The 21,977-nt window shown below is 69.2% G+C and carries 13 protein-coding genes and 4 pseudogenes; 3 read left to right on the top strand and 14 right to left on the bottom strand.

Annotated elements, in window-relative coordinates; all coding sequences use genetic code 11:
* The first annotated feature begins 142 nt into the window (after positions 1 to 142).
* Positions 143 to 742 carry a DUF6058 family natural product biosynthesis protein gene (locus tag AS97_RS10860; protein ID WP_059148173.1) on the top strand — a complete coding sequence of 200 codons (600 nt, stop codon included), beginning with the start codon at positions 143 to 145 and terminating at the stop codon, positions 740 to 742.
* A 42-nt stretch (positions 743 to 784) separates the two neighbouring features.
* On the opposite strand, the pseudogene AS97_RS10855 reads toward AS97_RS10860, so the two are convergent.
* Positions 785 to 1,922: pseudogene (locus AS97_RS10855) on the bottom strand (IS256 family transposase).
* A 133-nt stretch (positions 1,923 to 2,055) separates the two neighbouring features.
* Between AS97_RS10855 and AS97_RS10845 the strand changes: the two are divergent.
* A pseudogene (locus tag AS97_RS10845) lies at positions 2,056 to 3,154 on the top strand (IS3 family transposase); the annotation flags it as partial.
* 145 nt (positions 3,155 to 3,299) lie between these two features.
* Here AS97_RS10845 and speB read toward each other — a convergent pair.
* Entirely contained in the window at positions 3,300 to 4,286 is a 987-nt protein-coding gene (speB, locus tag AS97_RS10840; RefSeq protein ID WP_210564803.1) for an agmatinase, read from the bottom strand.
* Between the two features lie 159 nt (positions 4,287 to 4,445).
* A complete protein-coding gene (locus AS97_RS10835) occupies positions 4,446 to 5,327 on the bottom strand; it encodes an IS110 family transposase (RefSeq protein ID WP_247204321.1) in 882 nt (293 codons plus the stop codon).
* 239 nt (positions 5,328 to 5,566) lie between these two features.
* Here AS97_RS10835 and AS97_RS10830 point away from each other — a divergent pair, with 239 nt between their 5' ends.
* Positions 5,567 to 6,619 carry a serine hydrolase domain-containing protein gene (locus tag AS97_RS10830; protein WP_059148169.1) on the top strand — a complete coding sequence of 351 codons (1,053 nt, stop codon included), beginning with the start codon at positions 5,567 to 5,569 and terminating at the stop codon, positions 6,617 to 6,619.
* Between the two features lie 9 nt (positions 6,620 to 6,628).
* Here the strand turns inward: AS97_RS10830 and AS97_RS47215 are convergent.
* From AS97_RS47215 to AS97_RS10765, 11 genes and pseudogenes are all read right to left on the bottom strand, one after another.
* Positions 6,629 to 7,566, bottom strand: a pseudogene (locus AS97_RS47215) (aldehyde dehydrogenase family protein).
* Positions 7,541 to 8,043, bottom strand: a pseudogene (locus tag AS97_RS48545) (aldehyde dehydrogenase family protein). The pseudogenes AS97_RS47215 and AS97_RS48545 overlap by 26 nt, the downstream one beginning before the upstream one ends.
* A 22-nt stretch (positions 8,044 to 8,065) precedes the next feature.
* Positions 8,066 to 9,625: a GMC family oxidoreductase gene (locus tag AS97_RS10805; protein ID WP_210564800.1), complete on the bottom strand. Its 1,560-nt coding sequence runs from the start codon at positions 9,623 to 9,625 to the stop codon at positions 8,066 to 8,068.
* Between the two features lie 2 nt (positions 9,626 to 9,627).
* A complete protein-coding gene (gene menC, locus AS97_RS10800) occupies positions 9,628 to 10,764 on the bottom strand; it encodes an o-succinylbenzoate synthase (RefSeq protein WP_059148167.1) in 1,137 nt (378 codons plus the stop codon).
* 1 nt (position 10,765) lies between these two features.
* Positions 10,766 to 11,602 (bottom strand): hypothetical protein, encoded by an 837-nt coding sequence (locus tag AS97_RS10795; protein ID WP_125758384.1) that lies wholly within the window; start codon positions 11,600 to 11,602, stop codon positions 10,766 to 10,768.
* Entirely contained in the window at positions 11,599 to 14,922 is a 3,324-nt protein-coding gene (locus AS97_RS10790; protein WP_210564799.1) for a serine hydrolase, read from the bottom strand. Before AS97_RS10790 ends, AS97_RS10795 begins: the two co-directional genes overlap by 4 nt.
* A complete protein-coding gene (locus tag AS97_RS10785; RefSeq protein WP_210564798.1) occupies positions 14,919 to 15,761 on the bottom strand; it encodes an ABC transporter ATP-binding protein in 843 nt (280 codons plus the stop codon). Before AS97_RS10785 ends, AS97_RS10790 begins: the two co-directional genes overlap by 4 nt.
* Positions 15,758 to 17,584, bottom strand: a complete 1,827-nt coding sequence (locus AS97_RS10780; RefSeq protein WP_210564797.1) for a dipeptide/oligopeptide/nickel ABC transporter permease/ATP-binding protein — start codon at positions 17,582 to 17,584, stop codon at positions 15,758 to 15,760. Before AS97_RS10780 ends, AS97_RS10785 begins: the two co-directional genes overlap by 4 nt.
* Positions 17,585 to 17,586: 2 nt before the next feature.
* A complete protein-coding gene (locus AS97_RS10775) occupies positions 17,587 to 18,615 on the bottom strand; it encodes an ABC transporter permease (protein ID WP_247204320.1) in 1,029 nt (342 codons plus the stop codon).
* Between the two features lie 7 nt (positions 18,616 to 18,622).
* Positions 18,623 to 20,173, bottom strand: coding sequence for an ABC transporter substrate-binding protein (locus tag AS97_RS10770; protein ID WP_210564796.1), 1,551 nt, complete (start codon positions 20,171 to 20,173; stop codon positions 18,623 to 18,625).
* 144 nt (positions 20,174 to 20,317) lie between these two features.
* On the bottom strand, positions 20,318 to 21,928 hold the full coding sequence (locus tag AS97_RS10765) for a PucR family transcriptional regulator (protein ID WP_079059808.1): 1,611 nt from the start codon (positions 21,926 to 21,928) through the stop codon (positions 20,318 to 20,320).
* Between the last annotated feature and the right edge of the window lie 49 nt (positions 21,929 to 21,977).

Genomic DNA, 21,977 nt, shown 5'->3' with positions numbered 1-21,977 from the left:
GATCGGTGGGTGGAGTGAGGGCGAGGTGCCCTCGTGCTGTCGTGATTCCATCGATGGTTCGGTGAGTGCCGAACCGTCCGGCCGGTAGCGTGCCGAGTCCTGTGCGGGAGATGCCCGCGCTGGTAACGCCGGAGGCGACCCGATGTCGGAGACAGACCTGAAGCAGCAGCTCGCCGAGCGATTCCGCGAAGTCAACGGCGATCATCCGATGACCGATGCCGATGACGCATACGTCAGCGCGCAGTTCGTTGCCCTGGAAGAACTGTGCGCAGTCCATGGCGGCGATGCCGATGCGGTCCGCCAGCTGATGCTGGGGCACCGTCTGCCGCTTCCGGGATATCTGCGCTCCGACGGTGCTGAGATGGTGCCGGCCGACCTGTTCGCTCTCGCCGACGAGGCGGGCGGCGTAGAGCCACTCGAAGCGTGGTTCACCGCTCACTGGGTCGACCCGGTCACCGGGAAGGCGGAGTGGAATGCGTATCTCAGCGGACAGTACGTGTGTCTGCACTCGGTGACCCCGGCCGCCATTCAGCGCAAGGATTACCTGACGACCGCGATCAGCGCCGCAGCGGACGAGCCGGATGTCGGTTCAGCACAGTGGTCTGAGCGGCTGCACACCCTCGTCGACGAACTCGACACGCTGGAACCGGCGTTCACGGCCTACGACCGTCTTCGGTTCGGCGGGCCCACGTCCCGGGACACCTGCATCGACGCCATGCGCGCCCGCTTCCCGCGCCCGTGACCCGGAGCCATGGGTGGCGTTCTGCGGATCGGTTGCGATCGCTCATGCCGCGCGGGCTTCGGGACGTTCGACGAGGTGGCCGCGTTCGAAGCGGGCTCCGGCGCGGACGAGGGCGACGAGGTGGGGCGCGTTCACGGCCCGCCACCGCTGCTGGGCGGACTCGACGAGCTTGAAGACCATGGCCAGGGCGGCGCTGCGGGAGCCGGCCCCGCGGGTGACCTTGGTCCGCAGCCGGACGGTGGCGAACGTGGACTCAATCGGATTCGTGGTGCGCAAGTGGATCCAGTGCTCGGCCGGGAAGTCGAAGAACGCCAGCAGCTCGGCTTCGTCGTCGGTGATCTTCTTGACGGCCTTGGGGAACTTCGCGCTGTAGAGCTGGGCAAACGTCTTGATCGCTGCCTGCGCGTGCCGCCTGTCCTCGGCGTTGTAGATGTCCTGGATGGCCTTCTTCGCTCCCGGCTGCGCGGACTTCGGCATGGCGTCGAGCACATTTGCGGTTTTGTGAACCCAGCACCTTTGCTCGCGGGTGTCGGGGAACACCTCGGCCAGGGCCTTCCAGAAGCCCAGGGCGTTGTCGGCACGCACGCCGATCAGGACGAGCACGCAGGCTCTGGCCTCTTCCAGGCGGACGTTGAGGTGGATGCCGTCGGCCCACACGTACACGTAGTCGACCTCCGTGAGGTCGCGGTCCATGAACGCGGCGTGGTCGGCCTGCCACTGCTGGGTGAGGCGGGTGACCGTGGCCGGGGAGAGCCCGGCCGGGCTGCCGAGGAACTGCTCCAGCGCGGGCACGAAGTCGCCGGACGACAGTCCGTGCAGGTAGAGCAGTGGCAGCACCTCGCTGATCTTCGGGGACTTGCGGCACCACGGCGGCAGGATCGCCGAGGAGAACCGCTTGCGCTCGCCCGTCTCGGCGTCGACACGCTTGTCATTCACCCGCGGCGCCTTCACCTCGACTACCCCGGCCGCCGTGGTCACCTTCCGCGGCTGGGTGGTAGTCATTGCGCACGACCAGGCGGTGGCCCTTGTCGTCCCGCTGATCTACCAACTCGGCTATGTAGGCGTTGACTTCGGCCTCCAGCGCGGCGGCCACCATCCGCCGTGCACCCTCGCGGACGATCTCGTCGATCAGAGAGGAACCGTTGGCGGTGGTGCCGTCGGCATTCACTACGCTGAGCACGGGGCGTGCCTTCCCGACCCGCGCGGCAACGCGGGGCCTACTCGATACCAGTCAATCGATCACTCGGGAAGGTACGCCCTCCGCGTGTGCCCTCCCCAGCCGATCCACCGGTAATGAGCATTGCTCCGCTGGACAGATCGCCGCCGACTTCGGGGTCCACCCGATCACGCTGTCGAAGTGGCTGCGCCGCGCCGACACCGACGAGGACGCCGGGCCCGCAGCGGCGTCGGGTGAGTCGGCCGAGCTGCGCGAGGCCCGCAAGCGGATCCGGTTGCTGGAACAGGAGAACGAGGTGCTGCGGAGGGCCGCGGCGTATCTGTCGCAGGCGAACCTTCCGGCAAAATGATGTACCCGCTCGTCCGCGAGCCGGCCGCCGCCGCTGCCCCTTACCGGGTGCCGGTGGCGGTGACGTGCCGGGTGCTCGGCTGGCCCGCCAGCCCTACTACCGGTGGCTGGCCTGCCCGGTCACCGATGCCGCGATGGCCGAGGCATACCGGGCCGACGCGCTGTTCGACGCGCACCGCGACGATCCCTCGTTCGGCCACCGGTTCCTCCTCGACGAGGCCCGTGCCGCTGGTGAGGCGATGGCCGAGCGGACCGCCTGGCGGATCTGCCGGGACAACGGCTGGTGGAGTGCGTTCGGCAGGCGAAGGGGCCGCGGCAAGAACGCCAAGGCCGGGCCGCCGGTCCACGATGACCGGGTCCAGCACGATGTCACCGCCGACGGGCCGAACCGGCTGTGGCTCACAGACATCACCGAGCACCCCACCGGCGAGGGCAAGCTGTATCTGTGCGCCGTCAAGGACGCCTTCTCGGGCCGCATCGTGGGCTACTCCATCGATGCCCGGATGAAGTCCGGCCTCGCGGTGAGAGCCCTTGAATCCGCGGTGGCCCGTCGCGGTCAGGTCGCCGGATGCATCGTTCATTCCGATCGCGGATCGCAGTTCCGCTCACGGAAGTTCGTGTCCGTTCTCGCACGTCACGACCTGGCCGGCTCCATGGGCCGAGTCGGCGCGGCCGGAGACAACGCGGCCATGGAGAGCTTCTTCGCGCTGCTGCAGAAGAACGTCCTCGACCGCCGTACCTGGGCCACCCGCCAGGAATTGCGGATCGCGATCGTGACCTGGATCGAGCGCACCTACCACCGACGCCGACGTCAGAGACGCCTGGCACGATTGACCCCCATCGAGTACGAGACCATCATGACCCCACCCGCAGCCCTGGCTGCATAAGCCCCGCTGTCACCCGATCATGCAGCAGTCCCCCGCCCACCCCGCCTCTCAACGAACCAGCAACACACCAGGCCAGCCACCGCCTCATACACCAACAAGCCCCCCTCCGAGCGTCACTACCCGCAGGCGAGGGAGCCACGCGGCGTCAGCCGGCCCAGGGGGTTGCCGGCCGCGCCATCATGGCGAGCAGGTCGAACGTGAGCCCGGCCGCGGCGAGCGCGGTGATCTGCGCGTGGTCGTATGCCGGAGCGATCTCGACGACATCGGCGCCGATCACGTCGAGGTCGGCCAGGCCGAAGAGGATCATCTGCAGCTCACGGGTCGTGAGACCGCCAGGCTCAGGTGTTCCCGTGCCTGGGGCGTTGGCCGGGTCGAGCACGTCGATGTCGATGCTGACGTACACCGGACGGTCGCCGACGCGCGACCGGACGCGGTCGACGACATCGTCGATCCCGCGGCGTGCGATCTCGAGCGTCGTGATCGTCGCGAAGCCGAGCTCCTTGTCGTCGATGAAGTCCTGCGCTGACGGCATGGTGCTGCGGATACCGATATGGGCCGAGTGGTGGACGTCGAGCAGTCCCTCCTCGACCGCGCGACGGAAGGGCGTGCCGTGCACCACGCGAGCACCGAAGATGTTGTCCCACGTGTCGAGGTGGGCATCGAAGTGCACGAGCGCGACCGGGCCGTGCTGGGCGTGGGCCGCCCGCAGCATCGGGAGCGCGATCGTGTGGTCGCCGCCGAGTGTGACGATGCGATCGGCGCTCGCGTAGAGCCCTCGGGCCGCCTGCTCTATCTGGCCGATCGCCTCGCCGATGTCGAACGGCGTCACTCCGACGTCGCCCGCGTCCGCCACTTGCAGCGTCTCCCACGGCTCGACCTCAAGCCCGATGTGGAAGGGGCGCAGCAGCTTCGAGCCGGCCCGCACGGCCTCAGGGCCGAACCGCGCACCGGGGCGGTACGTCGTGCCGGAGTCGAATGGCACGCCGAATACCGCGACGTCGGCCCGGCCGACCTCGTCGAGCCGGGGCAGCCTCGCGAAGGTCGAGACGCCCGCGTATCGCGGCATCGCCAGGAGCGCGTCGGGTGGCCCGACGATCGTGCGGGTCTCAGTCGCGGACTGGTCCTCGGCCATCGTGATTCCTCCTGGTGAGTGAGCGGGGCACGACCGAGGGTAGGGAGGAGGACGGCCCTGGGAGATCGGGCTACCGACCGAGAACCCCCATCTCCTGTCGGTCGTTCGCACCATGCGGCGCGCAACCCACTGCTGGACAATCACCTCCTAATGATGTTGTCAAGCTGCGGAAGTGACGCGGAGGTTGCTTTGGTAACACTGTCCGTCACGGATGAGAGCCCACAGGACGTTCACGCGTCGACGGGCCAGAGCAAGCACAGCCTGGGTGTGCCGTTTGCCTTCGGAGCGTTTGCGTTCGTAGAAGCGGCGCGAATCGTCGCAGCCGCGGATGCTGATGGGTGCGGAGGTGTAGAAGACGCGTTGCAGGCCGCGGTGATAGCGCCGAGGTCGGTGCAGGTTGCCGCTGACGTTGCCCGAGTCCCGCGGGAGCGGAGAGACTCCAGCGAGGCTGGCGAGGCGGTCGGCGGTGCCGTAGCGGCTCATGTCGCCAGCGGTGGCCGCGAGGAATTCGGCGCCCAGGAGCGGGCCGATGCCGGGCATGCTGGCGATCACGTCGGCGAGCCCGTGGTCGCGAAAGAGTTGGCCGCGCAGGCGGTTGACCCGGCGGGTGCGGTCGGCGTTCAGGCCGGTCCGGCGGCTGGTGAGGACCCGCAGCTCGATGGCGTGCTCGTCGTCCGGCAGCAGGACCGTCAGGTCCCGGCGCATTCGGGCCTGGTCGGCGATGACGGTGGCGTCTTTGGCGTCGGTCCTGCCCATGCCCCGGTAGCCGGCCGAGGCCCGGTTGACGGCCAGGCCGGGTATGTAGACGAGGTGCTGGCCATGATTGAGCAGCACGTTGATCCACAGCGCGGCCATGCCGTCAGCGACGTCGACCGCCCAGGCCACGTCCTGGCCGAGGGCCAGCACATCGGCGAGCAGGGCCAGCAGCTCCGGCTCGTCGTTCAGCACACGCCGCGACAGCAGCCGTTCACCCTGCGCGGTCAGCACCACGCAGTGGTGATGGGTCTTGCCTATGCCCGTACCCGCCCAGATCTGGGCCACCAGTTCCTCCGGCCGTTCGATGACGCTCCGTCTCCCCGGACGACCTCGCCGGCGTGGTCCTACTCAGCGATCCACCCGAAGGCGTTCGCAACTCCTCATCAGCGGCCGAGTCGTCGTGAGACACCGGGCGGCCAGGTGACCGGAACCATCGAGGGCAACCGCATGAAAGCCATACCCGGCGTCTCTGGGCCTCTGGACCTTACGACGGCCCGTCCAACCCACGAACAAGGAAGGTCCGCATGACGACTCTGCCCCGGGAGCTGTCCCCCACCGTCGCAGCGGTGTTCGCCGCAGTTGACGCCGAGCGGCAGCGTCTCGGCGTTCCCGGCGCTGTCGTTGCGGTCCGGTCGCCGGACGCCGAGCCGTGGTCGGTCGCCCTCGGGGTCCGTGACATCGCGACCGACGAGCCGCTTGCAGTCGACGCCGTACTGCGCGTGGGCAGTGTGACCAAGACGATCGTTGCCACCGTGGTCCTGCGCCTGACCGAGAGGGGCGAGCTCGGCCTCGACGACGACATCCTGGCCCACCTGCCGCACGTGCGCGTGCCGAGTGGGGTCACGGTACGTCGCCTGCTCGACATGACCGCTGGGCTGCCGGAGTACACGACCGAGGAGTTCATGGAGATCTCGCACACGACGCCGGACCGGGTGTGGGGCCCTCAGGAGCTGCTGGACCTCGCGTTCCGCGAACCACACCGCTTCGCGCCGGGCAGCTCCTGGGACTACTGCAATGCCGGCTACATCCTGCTCGGGATGCTGGCCGAGCACGTGACCGGCGATCTCGTCGAGGACCTCGCGCGGAAACTCGTGCTCGACCCGCTGGGTCTGCACGACACCTCACTGCCCCCGCGCTCCGCCGCCGGGACCTCGCTTCCCGACGCCACGGTGCGCGGCTACCACCGTGTCGGTGCCGAGCTCGTCGACACGACCGACGTCAACCCGTCGTGGGCGTGGACGGCCGGCAACGCCATCTCTACAGCCGACGACCTTGTGGTGCTGGTCGAGGCGCTCGTGCGAGGGGACCTTCTCGCGGAGGAGACCCAGCGGGCACGCCTGGCCGGCGTCCCCGTGCCTGGTACGGACTGGTCCTACGGCCTGGGCATTGCCAACTTCGGCGGCATCTGGGGCCACAACGGTGAGCTACCGGGCTTCCAGGCCTTCGCGGGACACGAGCCGGGCACGGGAAGGACCATCGTCGTCCTCGCCAACGTGGACAAGTCGACCGATGAGGTGAATCCGGCCGACACGCTCGCGGCGCTCGTGCGTCGGCACCTCGCGCCCGGCACTGCCTGAGAACGTAGGTCAGTCGGTCGCGGCCAGCAGCACCGAGACGGGCCGGGGCGCGGCGTCGAACGAGGCGTCCGCGCCGGCGGCCCCGACGCCGCTGAGCCCCCACGGTTCGTAGGTTGCGTTGACGCCGCCCTGCTGCCACGCATTGATCCACACGAGCGCCGCCCGAATGTCCCCAGCGCGCTGCTGGTGCACGGGGTCGTGGGTGTAGACCGTCGCGGCAAGCCCGAAGCCCGTGCCGTTCGCGAGCTCGATGGCCTCGTCGAAGGAGTCGACCACGACGACGGGTGCGACGGGCCCGAACGTCTCCTCACGCATCAGGCGCATGTCGGCCGTCACGCCGGTCAGGACTGTGGCGGGGTAGCCGAACCCGGGACCGTCCGGGACCACGCCGCCGCACAGCACCGTCGCGCCGAGCTCACGGCCTCGGCGACGTGCGCGTGCACGAGGGAGCGCTGCGTCTCGTCGACGAGCGGGCCGAGGCCCGTCCCGTCACGGTCGGCGTTGAGGGCGTACGCCCCTGCCGCATCGACCAGCGCGGCGATGAACTCCTGAGCGACAGCCCGGTGCACGTAGATGCGCTCTGACGACGTGCATATCTGCCCGCTGTTGACGAACGAGGAGAACGCCACCGCCTGGGCGGTTGCCGCGACGTCGACGTCTGCGTCGACGATCACGGGGTCGTTGCCACCGAGCTCAAGCACCGATCGCTGCAGACGTTGCGCGGCCGCGACCCCCACGGAGCGGCCCGCCTCGACCGAGCCTGTGAAATGCGGCAGCGCGACGTTCTCGTGGGCCGCGAGCGGCCGGCCAGCTCGGGCATCGCCGTGCACGAGGTTGACGACGCCGGGCGGCAGGTCGAGCAGCTCGACGAACCGGGCCGCCGACAGTGGCGACTTCTCCGATGGCTTGAGTACGACAGTGTTACCGGCCGCCAGAAGAGGGAGCAGGCTCCCGAGGATCGAGGTGATCGTGAAGTTCCATGGGATGATGCCCCACCACCCCCAGGGGGCGCCGCTCGACGACGGTTCGCCCCGATTCGCCTGGCACCGTGACGTCGGCGGCGAAGGGGTAGGTCCCGGCGCGCTCGAGTCCCTGGCGCCAGCCTGCGACGCCGCCGGCGATGAACTGCTCCGCGAGCGGGACCGGCTTACCCATCTCGAGGTTCTCGAGGCGGGCGAGCTCCGTGACGTGTTCCTCCACGGTGTCGGCGACCCGCGCGAGGAGCGCAAGGCGCTCGGTCAGGTCGAGAGCGGCCAACCGTGCTGGGCCGTCACCGAGGAGCGCACTGCGGCGTCGACGTCCTCGGCGGAGCCGACCGGGATGCGGGCGACGACCTCCTCGGTCGACGGGTCGACGATCAGGCGGGTCTCGGAATCGGTCGATGCGACGGCGACTCCGTCGATCAGGTGGTGTAGACGCCTCACGTCAGCTCCTCGTCTCGCAGGTTCAGGTCGTCAGGCGCGCGGCCAGCAGCTCGCCGACCAGGACGCTCGCCAGATGAGTGTTGGCGCGGGGGACGAATGGGAAGACCGACGCGTCGGCGACCCGCAGACCTTCGACGCCAAGCACCCGCCCCTCAGGATCGACGACGGTCGTCGCAGCGGTGGGATCGCCCATGCGACAGGTGCTGGTCGCGTGCTGGGTGTCGACCGCGGTCGCACGCAGGTAGTCCCGCAGTCTCTCCTCAGGGCCGTCGAGCACAGCCCACAACTGGGCGTTCGCCGCCCATACGTCCGACGCGGCGATAGCGCCGAAAGCTGGGTGCTCGACGAGCTCGGCGAGCTGCCGGATCCCCGCTGCCAGCCGGTCGACGTCGAGCTCGACGTCGAGCATGTTGAACGACAGCTGGGGTTGAGTGCGGGGGTCCACGCCCCGCAGGCGCAGAGTGCCGCGTGAGTACGTGCGGTTGACGAAAACCCCGACCGCGCCGGCACCCGCCCGCGGCTCGGCCGAGGCCATCGCGAGGGCGTTCTGGTTGAGGGCGACCAACATCATGTCGTTCGTGTCCGGAGTCATCCGGCTGGAGTACCTGACGCAGCAGTTCGTGTGGCGGTCCCAGGGTTTCGCCGTCGCCGCCACCGTGAGCGGGATGCCGATCAGCGCCATGGGATGGTCCTGCATACCCTCGCCGACGGGCAGGTCCGCGTGCACCGCGATGCGCTGTTCAGCCAAATGCCGGGCAGGGCCGATGCCGGAGCGCATCAGGATCGAGGGCGTCGCGGTGGCGCCCGCGCTGAGGACGACGAGGTCCGCGCGCAGCACCTCGCCGTCCGCGAGACGGACCCCGACGGCGCGTCCCGCCTCCAACTCGACGCGGTCGACGAGCGCCCCGCCCCGGATCGTGAGCAGCGGATTGCCGCGGAGCGGCTCGAGGTAGGCATCGTGGCAGGAGACCCGCCGGCCCTCGACGGAGTTGGCGGGATACGGCGAGACGCCGGTCGCGCCCGGCGCGTTGACATCGGGCGTCCACGGCTGGCCCGCGGCGAGCGCCGCGTCGCGCAGCGCGAGGTCGACCGAGCCCCATGCCTCCTCGGGGTACCGGTGCACCGGGATCGGGCCGTCGGCGCCGTGGAACGGGTCGTCGCCGTGCTCCTGGTCTGACTCGAGGTCGGCGAGGAACGGGAGCACGTCGTCGGCCGACCAGCCGGTGCAGCCGTCGGCCGCCCAGTCGTCGAAGTCCTCCAGAGGCGGGCGGATCGCGATCTGCCCGTTGATGACCGAGCTGCCGCCCAGTCCCTTGCCACGCCAGTAGAGCGAGGGTTCCTGTGTCGCTGTCCGCGAGGCGAGATGGTCCTCCCACAGCAGCGGCTCACTCCCGGGATCCAGGATCGCGGCCAGGGGGTTGGGCGAGCGCCACGACTCAGGCAGCTCGGAGGCCGGGTAGTCACGTCCGGCCTCCAGCAGCAGGACGCGGCGACCTGACCGGACGAGCCCCGCCGCGAGCGCCGACCCGGCCGATCCGGCACCGACAACTATGACCTCGGGAACGGGGGGCTCTGGACGCATGCTCAGCCCCGCCTTGCCGTGACGTCGACTGCGTCGACCGTCAGCTCTGCGAGCGCGTCGGCGAGGGGCTCGACGCCGAAGCCCGGCCCGTCCGGCACTGCGACGACGCCGTCCTTCATGACGATCGGTTCGGTCACGTCCTGGGCGTAGAACCGGCCCGAGCCCGAGATGTCACCGGGCAGCGTGAACCCGGGCAGTCCGGCTAGGGCGATGTTGGCGGCGCGCCCGATGCCGGTCTCCAGCATGCCGCCGCACCAGACGGCGATCCCGTGCGCCTGGGCGAGGTCGTGGATGCGGCGTGCCGCGAGGTAGCCTCCGACCCGGCCGGGCTTGATGTTGATGATGCTCGCGGCGCCCCACGTGATCGCGTCGGCGGCGGCCTGGACCGAAACGATCGACTCGTCGAGGCAGATCGGGGTCGCGATCTGCTGCGCCAGCACGGCGTGCTGACGTAGGTCGTCCTCGGCCAGGGGCTGCTCGATCAGGAGCAGGTCGAACGGGTCCAGCCGGCGCAGGAGCGGTGCGTCCGAGAGCTGGTAGGCCGTGTTCGCGTCGACCTGCAGCGGCACGTCCCCGAACCTCTCGCGCACGGCACGGACCGGCTCGATGTCCCACCCGGGCTGGATTTTGAGCTTGATGCGGGCGTATCCCTCGTCGAGGAAGCCGCCGACCTGGGCGAGCAGATCGGGGATCGACGACTCGATCCCGACGCTCACGCCGGACGGCACGACGTCGCGCGTGACCCCGAGGTGGTCGGCGAAGGCCCGGTCGTCCAGGCGCAGGCCGGCGTCGAGGACCGCCATCTCGAGCGCCCCTTTGGCCATGCGGTGACCCACCACGTGCGCCGTCGTGGTCGCCACGACCTCCGGTGTGACGGTGTGACCCGCGGCTTGCCAGCCCAGCAGCGACGGGACCAGGAATCGTCGCAGCATCTCGCGGGCGCCGTCGAGATACTCCGGCGAGTACGACGGATCGGCCAGGGCGACGCACTCGCCCCAGCCCGTCACGGTGCGGCCGTCCCGCGTCGCCGTGACCCGGACGAGGAGCGGACGTCGCTCGGTCTGTGTCGAGAACGACGTCGTGAACGGATGGACCAGCGGCATCCGGACCGTGATCAGCTCGACGCGATCGATGTGCATTTCAGAGGCTCCTCGTCAGGGTGTAGTGACCACGGCGGTCGAAGTCGGTGACGACCCAGCCGTCGGCGAGCAGCCCGCCGAGGGCCTGCCCCAGGCTGAGTCGCCAGCCGACCGCCAGGTCGGGATCGGTGCGCCGGACCTGCTCGATATCGCTCGGGATGTCGACGCGACAGGTGCGCAGGGTGCGGGCGCGGTCGAGGTCGAGGACGGGTCGTCCGTGCTCGGACCACAGGACGGCGGCAGGCGGCTCGATGTCGTTGCCGATGGGTCGGCGCGGCCCGGCCGGACGCTCGAGGTCCCGCACCACGAGCACTCGATCGCTGCGCTGGCCACTGTTCAGTCCGTCGCCCATGACGCCATAGAAGTCGGGCAGGTAGGTGTCGACCGTGCAGCCGAGCTTGTGCAGGTTGAAGTACGCGTTGCGGGCGACGAGCGGGTCGTAGGTCCACGTAATGCGGGTGACGCCGCGCTCAAGGCACCAAGCACGTTGGTGGCTCTTGAGCGCATGTCCCCACCCGGTGCCGACCGCGTCGGGACGGACCCCCGCGAGATGGGAGTGGAGGGCCCGCTCGAGTGGTGGGTGGAAGAATCCGACGCAGACGGCCATGAGCTCGTCGCCACGGAACCCGCCCGCGACGTAGTTGCCGGCGTGCGCGAGCGCGGTCAGCAGCTCGGGGTTGACGTGCGACTGCGTGACGTCGACCTGCCAGACGCTAGCCACGAGCTCGGTCGCGGCGACCATGTCGGAGGGCAGGTGCAGCATCCGCAGCTCCGCCCCTGCCCGCTCTACCTCGATCAGTCCCGTCTCAATCGGCACTCCTTGGGTCTCGCTCGTCACGACCGCACCTCTCGCAAGAATCGGTAGCCGAGGTAGAGGCCGCCGGGAACCGGCCGCACCTGCTCCCACCCGGCGATCTCGTCGTTCGTGAACGCGTAGACCCCTGGGACGGTCGACGGGTACAGCTCGATCTCCTGGACGTCGTCGGGCGAGGTACCGCCGGCGTAGCCCTTGCGTTCGCGTAGGGTGAGGCGCAGCCCGTCCTCGTGCGGGGCGATGTCGGCCACGAACCCGGCCGACTCCCACGATCCGCTCAGTGGCTCAGGCGACCGCGAGCGGTCCGCGGACAGCACCGCGTGCAGTGCGCCCCCGTCGAGCGTGCGGGCGGCGTCCTCGAAGAGCTCGCGATAGAGGCCATCGGGGTGGCCACCGGTCGTCAGCAGCGCCACAGCCAGGCTTGTCCCCGGGAAGATTCGCAGATACGAGCGCTGGCCGATCGTGCCGCCGTCGTGCCCGTAGACACGGCTGCCCTGCCAGTCCTGCAGGAACCACCCGAGGCCCCAACCGGACGTCGACACCACGCTGGTGCGTAGGTCGACGTGCTCGGTGATCATGAGGCGGGCGCTCTCAGCCGACAGGACGCGGGTGCCGTTGGGGGCGAGACCCTCGCGAAGCGCGGTCTCGGCGAAGGTCAGCAGGTCCCCGATACTTGCCGCGATCAGTCCCGCCGGCCCCATCGAGCGCGGCAGTACCCACGTGCTCGCCGGCACGGCGGCGGCGCCGAGCCCCGAGTGTCCGGTCGCCGTCGCGAACCGCGGAGCGTCTTCGGTCAATGTGAATGTGTGGCGCAGTCCGAGCGGTTCGACCAGGTGGGTCCTCACGACCTCGTCCCACGTCGTGCTGCGCAGTACTTCAATGATGCGCCCCGCGACGACGAAGGCTGAGTTGCAGTAGGAGAACCGCTCCCCGCGTGGGTGCAGCCGGTCGGTGCGGGCCAACAGGTCGACGTACGCCTCGACGCAATCGTCGCCGCGACCGGTGTCGGTGAACAGGTCGCCCTCGAAGCCGCTGGTGTGGTGCAGGAGTTCGCGGATCGTGACGTCGGGAGCGTCGTCGCCGAGCCGGAAGTCAGGGAGGACGCTGCGCACCGTGGCGTCGAGGTCGAGCAGACCCTCTTCGACGAGCTGGAGCACGAGCATCGTCGTCCAGACCTTGCTGATCGACCCGATCTGGAACACGCTTTCGTCCGTCACGGGGACACCTGTCGAGACGTCGAGCACGCCGGACGACAGGGCGAGTCGGTTAAGCACGCTCCCGTCCTCGGTCAGCTGTACGATGCCGAGCTGGGCGCCCACGACGCCGTACCGCTCCCGCAGGAGGTCGAGCCGACGCTGCCACGCGGCGGCGTCGCGGGCAGCCGGTGATGTTGCCGCGGGTCGCGGCACCGTGTCCACCGCTGGGCGCGTGTACCGCTCAACCCATTCGATCAGCCGCCGCTGGTAGTCGAGCCGGTGCTCGACCGATCCCGCGACGACAAACAGGTGCCCGCCGCCCGGGTATACGACGAGCCGGCTCGGGACGGCCTGGATCCGTAGGGCCGAGAACCACTCCTGGGCCTGCGTGCTCGGGCACGTCTCGTCGTGCTCGCCGTGCAGCACGAGGGTCGGGGTCGTGACCTGGTCAACGCGAGCGATCGGCGAGCGCTCGGCAAGGCGCCCGACATCGGTCGGCTCAAGACCCGCGGTGGCCGCCGAGAAGAACCCCTCGGGCTCGAGCCGCTGACCGGCGAGAGCTGCGAAGTCGCACAAGAGGCCCCCGGCGACGGCCGCGGCGAAGCGGTCGGTGTGCGCCGTGAGCGCGCACGTGGAGAGCCCGCCGTAGCTGTAGCCCGTGACCGCCAGCCGGTCCGGGTCCGCGAGGCCTTCAGCGACGAGCGTGTCGACGGGCTCGAGGAAGTCTGGCAGGTCGACCCGCGCCCATCCGCCGTGGACTGCCGTCAGGAAGTCCTCGCCATAGCCGTCCGAGCCGCGGGGGTTGAGCGTCAGGACGCGCCAGCCTCGGTGCGCCAGGACCTGGTGGTAGAGGTGCACTTCGTCGGCGACCCCGCTCCACGCATTGTGCGGACCGCCGTGGACGTCGAGCAGCAGGGGCGCCGCGCCCGACGTGCCGGGCGACGACAGGAGCCAGCCGTGCACGACGGTGCCGTCGCTGATCGTGAAGGATCGCGGCTCGGGGCGCAGCAGTTCGACGTCCGGGAGGGCGTCACGCATCAGCATCGTGAGCTCGCGATGCCCGCCCGTCCCCAGGTCCACGAGGGCGACCTCCGCGAATGAGTCCTGGGTCGTGACGACGACGGCGGCGCGCGCGCTCGCGGCTGCGACGGACAGCGCCGAGACGACTCGGTGGTCCTCGGCGACGATCGGCCGAGGCGCGCCTCCGGCCAGGTCGACCCCGTAGAGGTGCGTCCACCCTCGGTTGCGCGCGCAGAACAGGATCTGCGCGCCATCGTGCGTCAGCGTGGGACGCCCCCCGGGGTAGCCGACGGCGCCTGGCATGACGTTGAGGTCGAGCTCCGCGGTCAGGTCCTCGTCCGGCCTGCCGTCCAGGTACAGGCGCAGCAGACGGGTGTGGCCGATCGCCATGGTGCGATGGCCGACCGCGACGACCGATCCGCCGTCGGGCGTCCACAGGAGTGGCCCAGTGACGCCCGTCGCCGAACCGACGCGCCGGGCTGGCGCCAATAGGTCGTCGACGTCGATGACGTGCACGGCACGCTCCCGCTCGACGTCGGCGCGCGGCGAGGTGCCCGCGGCGAAGGCGAGCAGGGTGCCATCCGGGGACCAGGCGGGTTCCCCCGCGTCGGCGTCGCCGTCGGTGACCTGACGCGTGCTGCCGTCGGCGAGGTCCAGCACGACGACCTGGTATCGCACACTGCCGAGCCACCCCACGCCGTCGGTCTTCTGGTCAAGCGTGTCGACCACGATCGGCGCCTGCGGGTCGCCCGCGCCGCGCTCCACCGGGGCGAGGAAGGCGACGCGACGGCTGGAGGCGTCGACGACCGGCCGCCCCGCACCGAGCGGCAGCGTCGTGAGCTGCACGGGCTCGCCGGTTGTCGGCAGCAGGTGCAGCTGCGGCACGCCGTCGACACGCCGCAGGAACAGCAGCCCGGCCGGGCCGAACTCAGCGCCGCTGTCGTCGGGACCACTGGTCAGGCGACGTTCGCCACCGTGCTCGTCGACCTCCCACAGCGAGGTCACGGTGCGGCCGTCGACGACCTGGCGACGGGTCAGCACGACGGCTGAGCCGTCGGGGCGGATCGCCGTCTCGGTCACGGTGACGACCCGGTGGAGGTCGTCGAGGCGGGCGGCGCGCGGCGTCATGAGGCGGCTCCTCGGTACAGGGACGGGGTGTCGACGAGCGAGCCAGCGAACCGGGGCACGGCGCGGATCAGTTCACGGGTGTACGAGTGCTCGGGGGCGTCGATGACTCGCGTCGTCGGGCCGGTCTCGACGACCCGACCGTCCTTCATGACGGCCACCTCGTCGCAGAGCTGGCGCACGACCGCGAGGTTGTGGCTGATGAAGAGCACGGTGAGGTCGAGCTCCTGTTGCACCTTGCGGAGCAGGTTGAGCACGGTGCCTTGCACCGAGACGTCGAGGGCGGAGGTGATCTCGTCGGCCAGCAGGACCCGGGGCGACGCGGCGAGCGCCCGCGCGATCGCGACGCGTTGCCGCTGCCCGCCCGAGAGCTGCGAGGGCAGGTCGTTGGCGCGGGCCGGGTCGAGCTCGACGGTTTCCAGCAACCTGACGACCTCCGCGCGACGCCTAGCGCGACCTCGTACGGTGCGCTCACGTCCTTGCTGATCTCGCTGTGCGAACCCGCGCACCTCGAGAGCCTCCTCGACGGACGCACCCACCGTCATGCGCGGGTCGAGCGAGGAGCTCGCGTCCTGGAAGATCATCTGCACGTCGCGCCGCGCGGCGGCGACACGGCCCCGGGCGCGCACGACGTCGGTGCCGCCGACCAGGATGCGACCCGCGTACGGCTCATGGAGACCCACGACGGCCCGCGCCAGAGTCGACTTGCCGGACCCGGACTCGCCGACCAGGCCGACGGTCCGGCCGCTTGTGACGGTCAGGCTGACGTCGCGCACGGCGTCGTGGGCAGACGACCCGCTGCCGTAGCGGACATGGACGTTCTCAAGGACCAGGTCGGTCACGATCGGCTCCTCACGGGCTCGGTCGGGAACTCCACGTCCTCGGCGATCGTCGCGAACTCCGTGCCGGGCTCGGCCTCGAGGTGCGGGACGGCCTCCACGAGGGCGCGGGTGTAGGGGTGCTGGGCGCAACCTGCGGCGAGTTCCTCGGCACTGAGGTCCTCGACTATCGCGCCCCGGTACATCACGAGGACGCGCGTGCAGAACGACGAGACCAGTGCGATGTCGTGCGACACCAACAGCAACGCCGTGCCGTTGACCTCGTTGATCTCGGAGAGCAGGCTCATGACCTCGCGCTGCACCGTGACGTCCAGCGCGGTCGTGGGCTCGTCGGCGATCAGCAGCGCGGGCTTGCTCATCAGGCCCATCGCCATCATCGTGCGCTGCCGCATGCCGCCGGAGAACTCATGCGGGTAGCGGCGCGCGCGCCGCGCCGCGTCGGGGATCCGCACGGCGTTGAGACGGTCGATCGCCCGGTCGTGCGCGTCCTTGCGGCGGAGCCCCCCGTGCAGCAGACCGACCTCAGCAACCTGCGTGCCGACGTGCACGGCCGGGTTGAGCGACGTCGACGGGTCCTGGAACACGAACGCCATGCGCGTGCCCAGGTGCTGCGCCAGGCTGGTGGACGTCCGGTCCGAGACCCGGCCGTCGACTGCGAGCTCGGTTCCGTCGAAATGCACCGACGACGCCGCGACCTTCAGGGGCGCCTCGAGCAGCGCCGCGACGGCCATACACGTCAGCGACTTGCCGGAGCCCGACTCTCCGACGACACCGACGATCTCTCCTCGACCCACGTCGAAGCTCACGCCGCGGACTGGCGTGGCCCAGGTGGTGCCACGAGGCGTGCTGACCCGCAGGTCTCGCACCCGCAGGACGGGGTCATCGGTGACGTGCAGCGGCACGACGGCGTCGGTCGATGAAGCAGGATGGCGCCGCAGCCGGCGTGCGGGCGGGTGCAGGCCGAACGCCCGTGAAAGGTTTTCGCCCAGGAGGGCGAACGTGACGCCCGCGAAGACGATCGCGGCGGCCAGCCCGAGCGAGGGGGCTGCGTTGACATAGATGCCGTCAAGGCTCTCGTTGAGCATCCGCCCCCAGTCGTAACGCGGCGCCTGCACTCCGAGGCCGAGGAACGACAGACCCGTCGCGGCGACCAGCGCCGTGCCCGCACTGATGCTCGCATTGACGATGAGCGGGTCACGCACGTTCGGCAGCACGTGGCGCGTCAGGATCCGGAATCGTCCGACCCCGAGAATCCGGGCCGCGGCGACGAAGTCACGTCCCGCGACCGAAGAGCCCAGTGTCTGCGTCAGGCGCGCAAAGGCCGGCGCCATCGCCAGGCCGATCGCCACGGTCACGCTGACCGCGCCGACCCCCAGGACGATCGACACCACGATCGCGAGGAGCAGTGCCGGGAAGGCCAGCGTCACCCCGAGGACGCCGTTAACCGTCCGGGCCATCCAACGCGGGGCGACGGTCGGCAGGAGGCCCAGGGCGACGCCGACCGATACTCCGATGAGTGTTGCGAGGATCGCTGTCACAACCGAAAGTTGGGTCGCACTCAGGAGCTGTGCGAGAACGTCGTGACCGCCGGCGTCGGTTCCGAGCAGATGCTCCGCACTGGGCTTGGCCGAGAGCTGGGTCAGGTCGGCAACCGCGGCTGTGCCGCCCCAGATCATAGGGCCGAAGATCGCGAAGAACGCGAGCGCTACGAGGGCCAGCGACGTAACGATCCCGAGGGGCGATCGGAGAGCCACGAACACGGTGTGCCGCGAGGCCGGCGAGCCGGCAACGTCACTGGTGGAGGGGGGCATAGAGGTTGTCGCCATTCTCAGGTGTCCTTGAGTGCTGAGCGAGGGTCTAGGCAGACCAGGGCGATGTCGATGATGAGGTTGGCAACGAGCACGATCAGGCCGTACACGATGACGATTCCCTGTGCGAGCGGGAAGTCCTTGCTTCTCACGGCGTCCACGATCGTCAGCCCGAGACCCGGCCACGAAAAGATGGTCTCGGTCAGCACCGTGCCCGCCACCAAGGAGGCGAGAACGATGCCTGCGATCGTCAGCGAGGAGGTCATGAGGTTCGGCAGCGCGTGACGAAAGTAGAGGCGACGCCGTGGCATCCGCTTCGAACGAGCGGTACGCATGTAATCCTGTTGGAATACCGTCAATGCCTCGACTCGGACGATTCTGGAGACCGCAGCCGCGGTCCCGATCGACAACGCCAATACCGGTAGTACGTACGAGCTCGGTCCCGCGCGTCCCGCAACGGGAAATACGTGGCTCTGAACCGCGAAGAGATACACGAGTGCGACGCCTATGAGAAATTCGGGGATGACGGCGAGCAGTCCGCTCATCGTGGTGTACGCCACGTCGATGAATTGCCGTCGGCCACCCCTGGTGAACGCGGCAGCCAGGATCCCGAGCGGCACAGAAACCAGCAGCACGACCGCCAAGGACAAGAACGTGAGTTCTAGAGTTGCTGGCAAGCGTTGTTCGATAACCGTCGTGACTGGCAAGTGCAGCGAGAACGAATCTCCGAGGTCCCAGGTAAGTAGACCCTTCCAGAAGTCCAAGTACTGCATCCACAGGGGATCGTTCAGGCCCAAGCTCTCACGTTGCCTCTCGACGACCGCCGCAGTCGCATTGATTCCAAGCGCATTTCGGACTGGATCTCCAGGGATCAACCGGATCATCAAGAAGGCAACCGTCGCCAGGGCAACCACCGAATAGGCGAGCCGTGCGAGCCGTCGCAGGATGAAGGCGCCCAGTTGCCTTCCCCCAGCTCGGCCGACTCTCGATGGTGTTGCCTGAGACGCGAAGTCGTCCGTCGGCAGGGCGCGAATCGGATCAGTAGTCACGACAGGCTCACTTCAGCACACGGATGGCAGAGCCAGGAAGAACGCCGCCTACCGGCGGATAGAGCGCGGTGGCCCCATTGAAGTACATGGGGTATGGCGTAACGGATACGGGAACAAGGTCAGCACTCGCCATCAGCGCCTTCTCCGCGTTTTTCCAACCCTTGCACGCGTCGTCACCAGTCAGACGAGCCGCTGCAGATACACGACTGTTGTAATCCTTGTTGTCGATCGACGCGAAGTTGGTCCCCGCGGGTGCCGCCGGGCCCGACAGGTATTGCGGGTAGATCGCCGGCGTTCCGGTTTGCAGGTTGAGTCCGAGCGTTGCCGACCAGCCCGACGGGTCTTTGGCTGCAAATGTCTTGCTGATGACGTAGTTCTCGTCGCCACCATCGAGCTTCACCGTGGCCCCAGCGGCCTCCCATTGCTTCGCGACGTATTCGGCCCCAGCGGTCCCCGTGTCCGTGCTGTTGTCGTATACCAGTGTGATCGTCGGGGACGCACCCGCCGCGTGCAGAGCGCGATTGGCTGCGTCCGGGTCATAGGCAGGCAGATTCCCGGAAACAGAGTCGTAGGTGCACAAGCTTGGGTGCTCGGAGAGGAGCGAGGTCGCGCGTTCACCCGCGCCGCCAGTGACGATCTTTGTGAGGGTACCGAGGTCGATCGCCTGGGTCAGCGCTCGTCGTACGTCGACGTCAGCTGTCGAGAGCCCCTGGTAGTGGTTGTAGATGATCATCCCGGACATGGCCGGTGATGGGAGTGACTTGAGAGCAGTCAGGCGCGCCTCATCCTTTCCGCTCACCATGGCCGCGTTGAGTCCGCCGGAGAGCAGGAGGTTCGCTCGGGTCGACGGACTTGGCGCGATCTTGATCTTGACGGTCTTGGGCATCCCGGGCGTCTCGGAGGTGCTGCGCTCCGGCCCCCACGTGTATCCGGCCCTCCTGATCAAGGTGATCGAATCGCCGGCCACCACGTGGTCAATGGCGAACGGTCCCGTTCCATCACTGCCGGACCTCAGGATCTTCGGGTCCTTCAGGCCGTGTTCGCACACCATCTGCTGAGCCCCAAGGTTGTTCAGCATGAACGGCCGCGGCTTTGAGGTGGTGACGGTGAGGACATTCCCCTTGGCGCTTGCCTTGGCGTCGGATGGCACGACCGATTCGAGACGCGGCGACTTGTGTGCTGGGTCCACGATCCAATTGAGGTTGTCCGCCGCCGTTTGCGCGGTGAAAGGAGTGCCGTCAGCGCACGTGATGTTGTTGCGAAGCGTGTAGGTGACCTTGGTCGGACTCTCGGTCCAGCTCTGTGCAAGGAAAGGCGATAGCTTGCCCGTCTTGGGATCGACCGAGAGGAGGCTGTCGTAGGAGTACGCACCAACGATCTGTGCATTGACGAGGTTGGTGACCAGCGGGTTCAGGTCACCAGGATCCGAGTCGACCGCGACGGTGAAGGTGGCGTCAGTCGCGAACCCGCCCCCAGACGACGCGTCCGAGCCGCTGCAGGCCGCAAGGCCCGACGTGGCCGCGAGAAGAATGGGGAGAGCAAGAATGCGCTTGTTCACGGAGGCCGCCCCTTTTGACGTGATGTGGATCGGGTCACATCCTCGATCGTCGATCCGCGCCACTCATCGGACGTTCGTCCAATCCCTGACCTGGACTCCTGGACGAGCGCACGAACCACCGGTGGCGAGTGTGGCGCGACAGGCTCAGGCCGGTCGCGAACACGCGTCCAGACGCAACTGCAGCAGCAGACCGAAGCGCGTGTCGGGGTCACCGAGGTCGACGTCGGCGATCGCCTCGACCCGCTCCAGGCGATACCGGAACGTGTTCTTGTGAACGTGGACCTCGCGCGCCGCAGCGGTCACGTTGCCGAAGTGCTCAAGCCAGGCGCGCAGGGTCGCGACGAGCTCGGTCTCGTGGACCGCGTCGTACGCGCGCAGCGCCACGAGCGGTCCGCCGAGCTCGATGCCGTCGGCGGCGAGGGAGTCGCCGATCCTCAGCATCAGGGCCTCGACCTGCACCTCGGCGGAGCGGGCGACCCGTCGCTCCTCGTGCGGCCGGGCGCGCAGGACCCGCAATGTGGCCTCGGCGTCGCGGCGCGAGGCCGACAGGTCACGCACGTCGGCGACGACCCCGCCGATCCCGGCGCAGAATTCGGTCCAGGTGTCGAGCCGCCCGACGAACTCGGTCGCATGCTGCTGCACTGCCGTGAGCGTGCGCTCGTCGGCGGCTCGGAGCGGGACGACCGCGTGCACGAGTCCGCCGATCGGCACCGCAACCGCCCGCGGATACACCGACCGCAGGTGCATCCGCAGGGCCGCGGCGGCGCGCTGGGTGTCCGAAACCGTGCGGATCTCGTCGTCGTCCACCAGGGGACCCAACACGAGGACGCATGCGGGCGAGGTCTCGAACCCGAGTCGTTGGGCGGCCTCAAATGCCTCCGAGCCTCCATCAAGGAGCTGCGACCCAAGCGACTCGGCCACTCGCTGGGCGGCGTCGGCGCTGACCCGCGCCCGCAGTATCGCGAGGGCCACGAGCTGGGCGGCCTCGACCATGACCTGCTCGCGCTCGGCGTCGAACGGCTCGGGCGTCACGGCCCAGATCGAGCCGAGCACCTCGTCGCCGGCCTGGATCCGCATCGCGACCCGCGGCATCGTGCCGGGCGCAGGCTCAGCCAGGAAGATCGGCCGCTCGGACCCGTAGATGACCGGGAAGACGCCCTGCGTGCGCTGGTAAGCGCTGTACATCTCGGGAACCTGCAGACCCAGGATCGTGAGGCGGCGCGGTTCATCGGTACCGACCTGGTCGGCCGAGAACGCGACGACGCGCGACGACCGGTCCTCGATCGTCACGGGAGCCCCGAGCAGCGTCGACAGGGAGTCGGCCAACGTGAACAGGTCCCTGGCGGAGTCGCCGCCGTACTCTGGACCCTCCGGACCCAGGTTGAGCGCGCCGCTCAGCAGCGTCGCGACCTGCACCCACGACGCCCCCCGGACGAGGCTGAAGACCGAGACGTTCCCCTCTTCGGCGACCTCGGCCACCTCGCGCCCCACGGTCAGCGGCTCGCGGACGATGAGCGCCGCGGCGCCGGCGTCACCCGCCGCCTGCACGAGGTCGGCAAGGTCGCGGTCTGTGGCGACCGCCACGGCGAGCACGATCGCGTCCCGCGTGATATCCGGGGGGTCCAGCGGGTCGTACAGCACGACTGTTGACACGGTGCGCGTGGCTTGGTGCTTGCCGGCCTCGAGCGTCAGCAGGGTCGACCCCAGGCGCTCGGTCAGTCGTCCCAGAGGCGTCGTGAAGACAGGGATGGGCACGGGTCGACAGTACAGCCGGGAGGAGTCGATTTCGGTCGATCGCACTATC

It is taken from the genome of Streptomyces sp. AgN23 (genome assembly GCF_001598115.1).
In the GTDB taxonomy this organism is placed as follows: domain Bacteria; phylum Actinomycetota; class Actinomycetes; order Streptomycetales; family Streptomycetaceae; genus Streptomyces; species Streptomyces antimycoticus.
Note: the sequence above shows the minus strand (reverse complement) of the source record. Positions and strands in the feature narration are given on the sequence as shown.

Bases quoted from the DNA above. Each gene is read 5' to 3' on its own strand.
- AS97_RS10805 (WP_210564800.1), bottom strand. From the start codon at position 9,625: ATGCGTCCAGAGCCCCCCGTTCCCGAGGTCATAGTTGTCGGTGCCGGA.
- AS97_RS10860 (WP_059148173.1), top strand. From the start codon at position 143: ATGTCGGAGACAGACCTGAAGCAGCAGCTCGCCGAGCGATTCCGCGAA.
- AS97_RS10790 (WP_210564799.1), bottom strand. From the start codon at position 14,922: ATGACGCCGCGCGCCGCCCGCCTCGACGACCTCCACCGGGTCGTCACC.
- menC (WP_059148167.1), bottom strand. From the start codon at position 10,764: ATGCACATCGATCGCGTCGAGCTGATCACGGTCCGGATGCCGCTGGTC.
- speB (WP_210564803.1), bottom strand. From the start codon at position 4,286: ATGGCCGAGGACCAGTCCGCGACTGAGACCCGCACGATCGTCGGGCCA.
- AS97_RS10780 (WP_210564797.1), bottom strand. From the start codon at position 17,584: ATGGCGACAACCTCTATGCCCCCCTCCACCAGTGACGTTGCCGGCTCG.
- AS97_RS10830 (WP_059148169.1), top strand. From the start codon at position 5,567: ATGACGACTCTGCCCCGGGAGCTGTCCCCCACCGTCGCAGCGGTGTTC.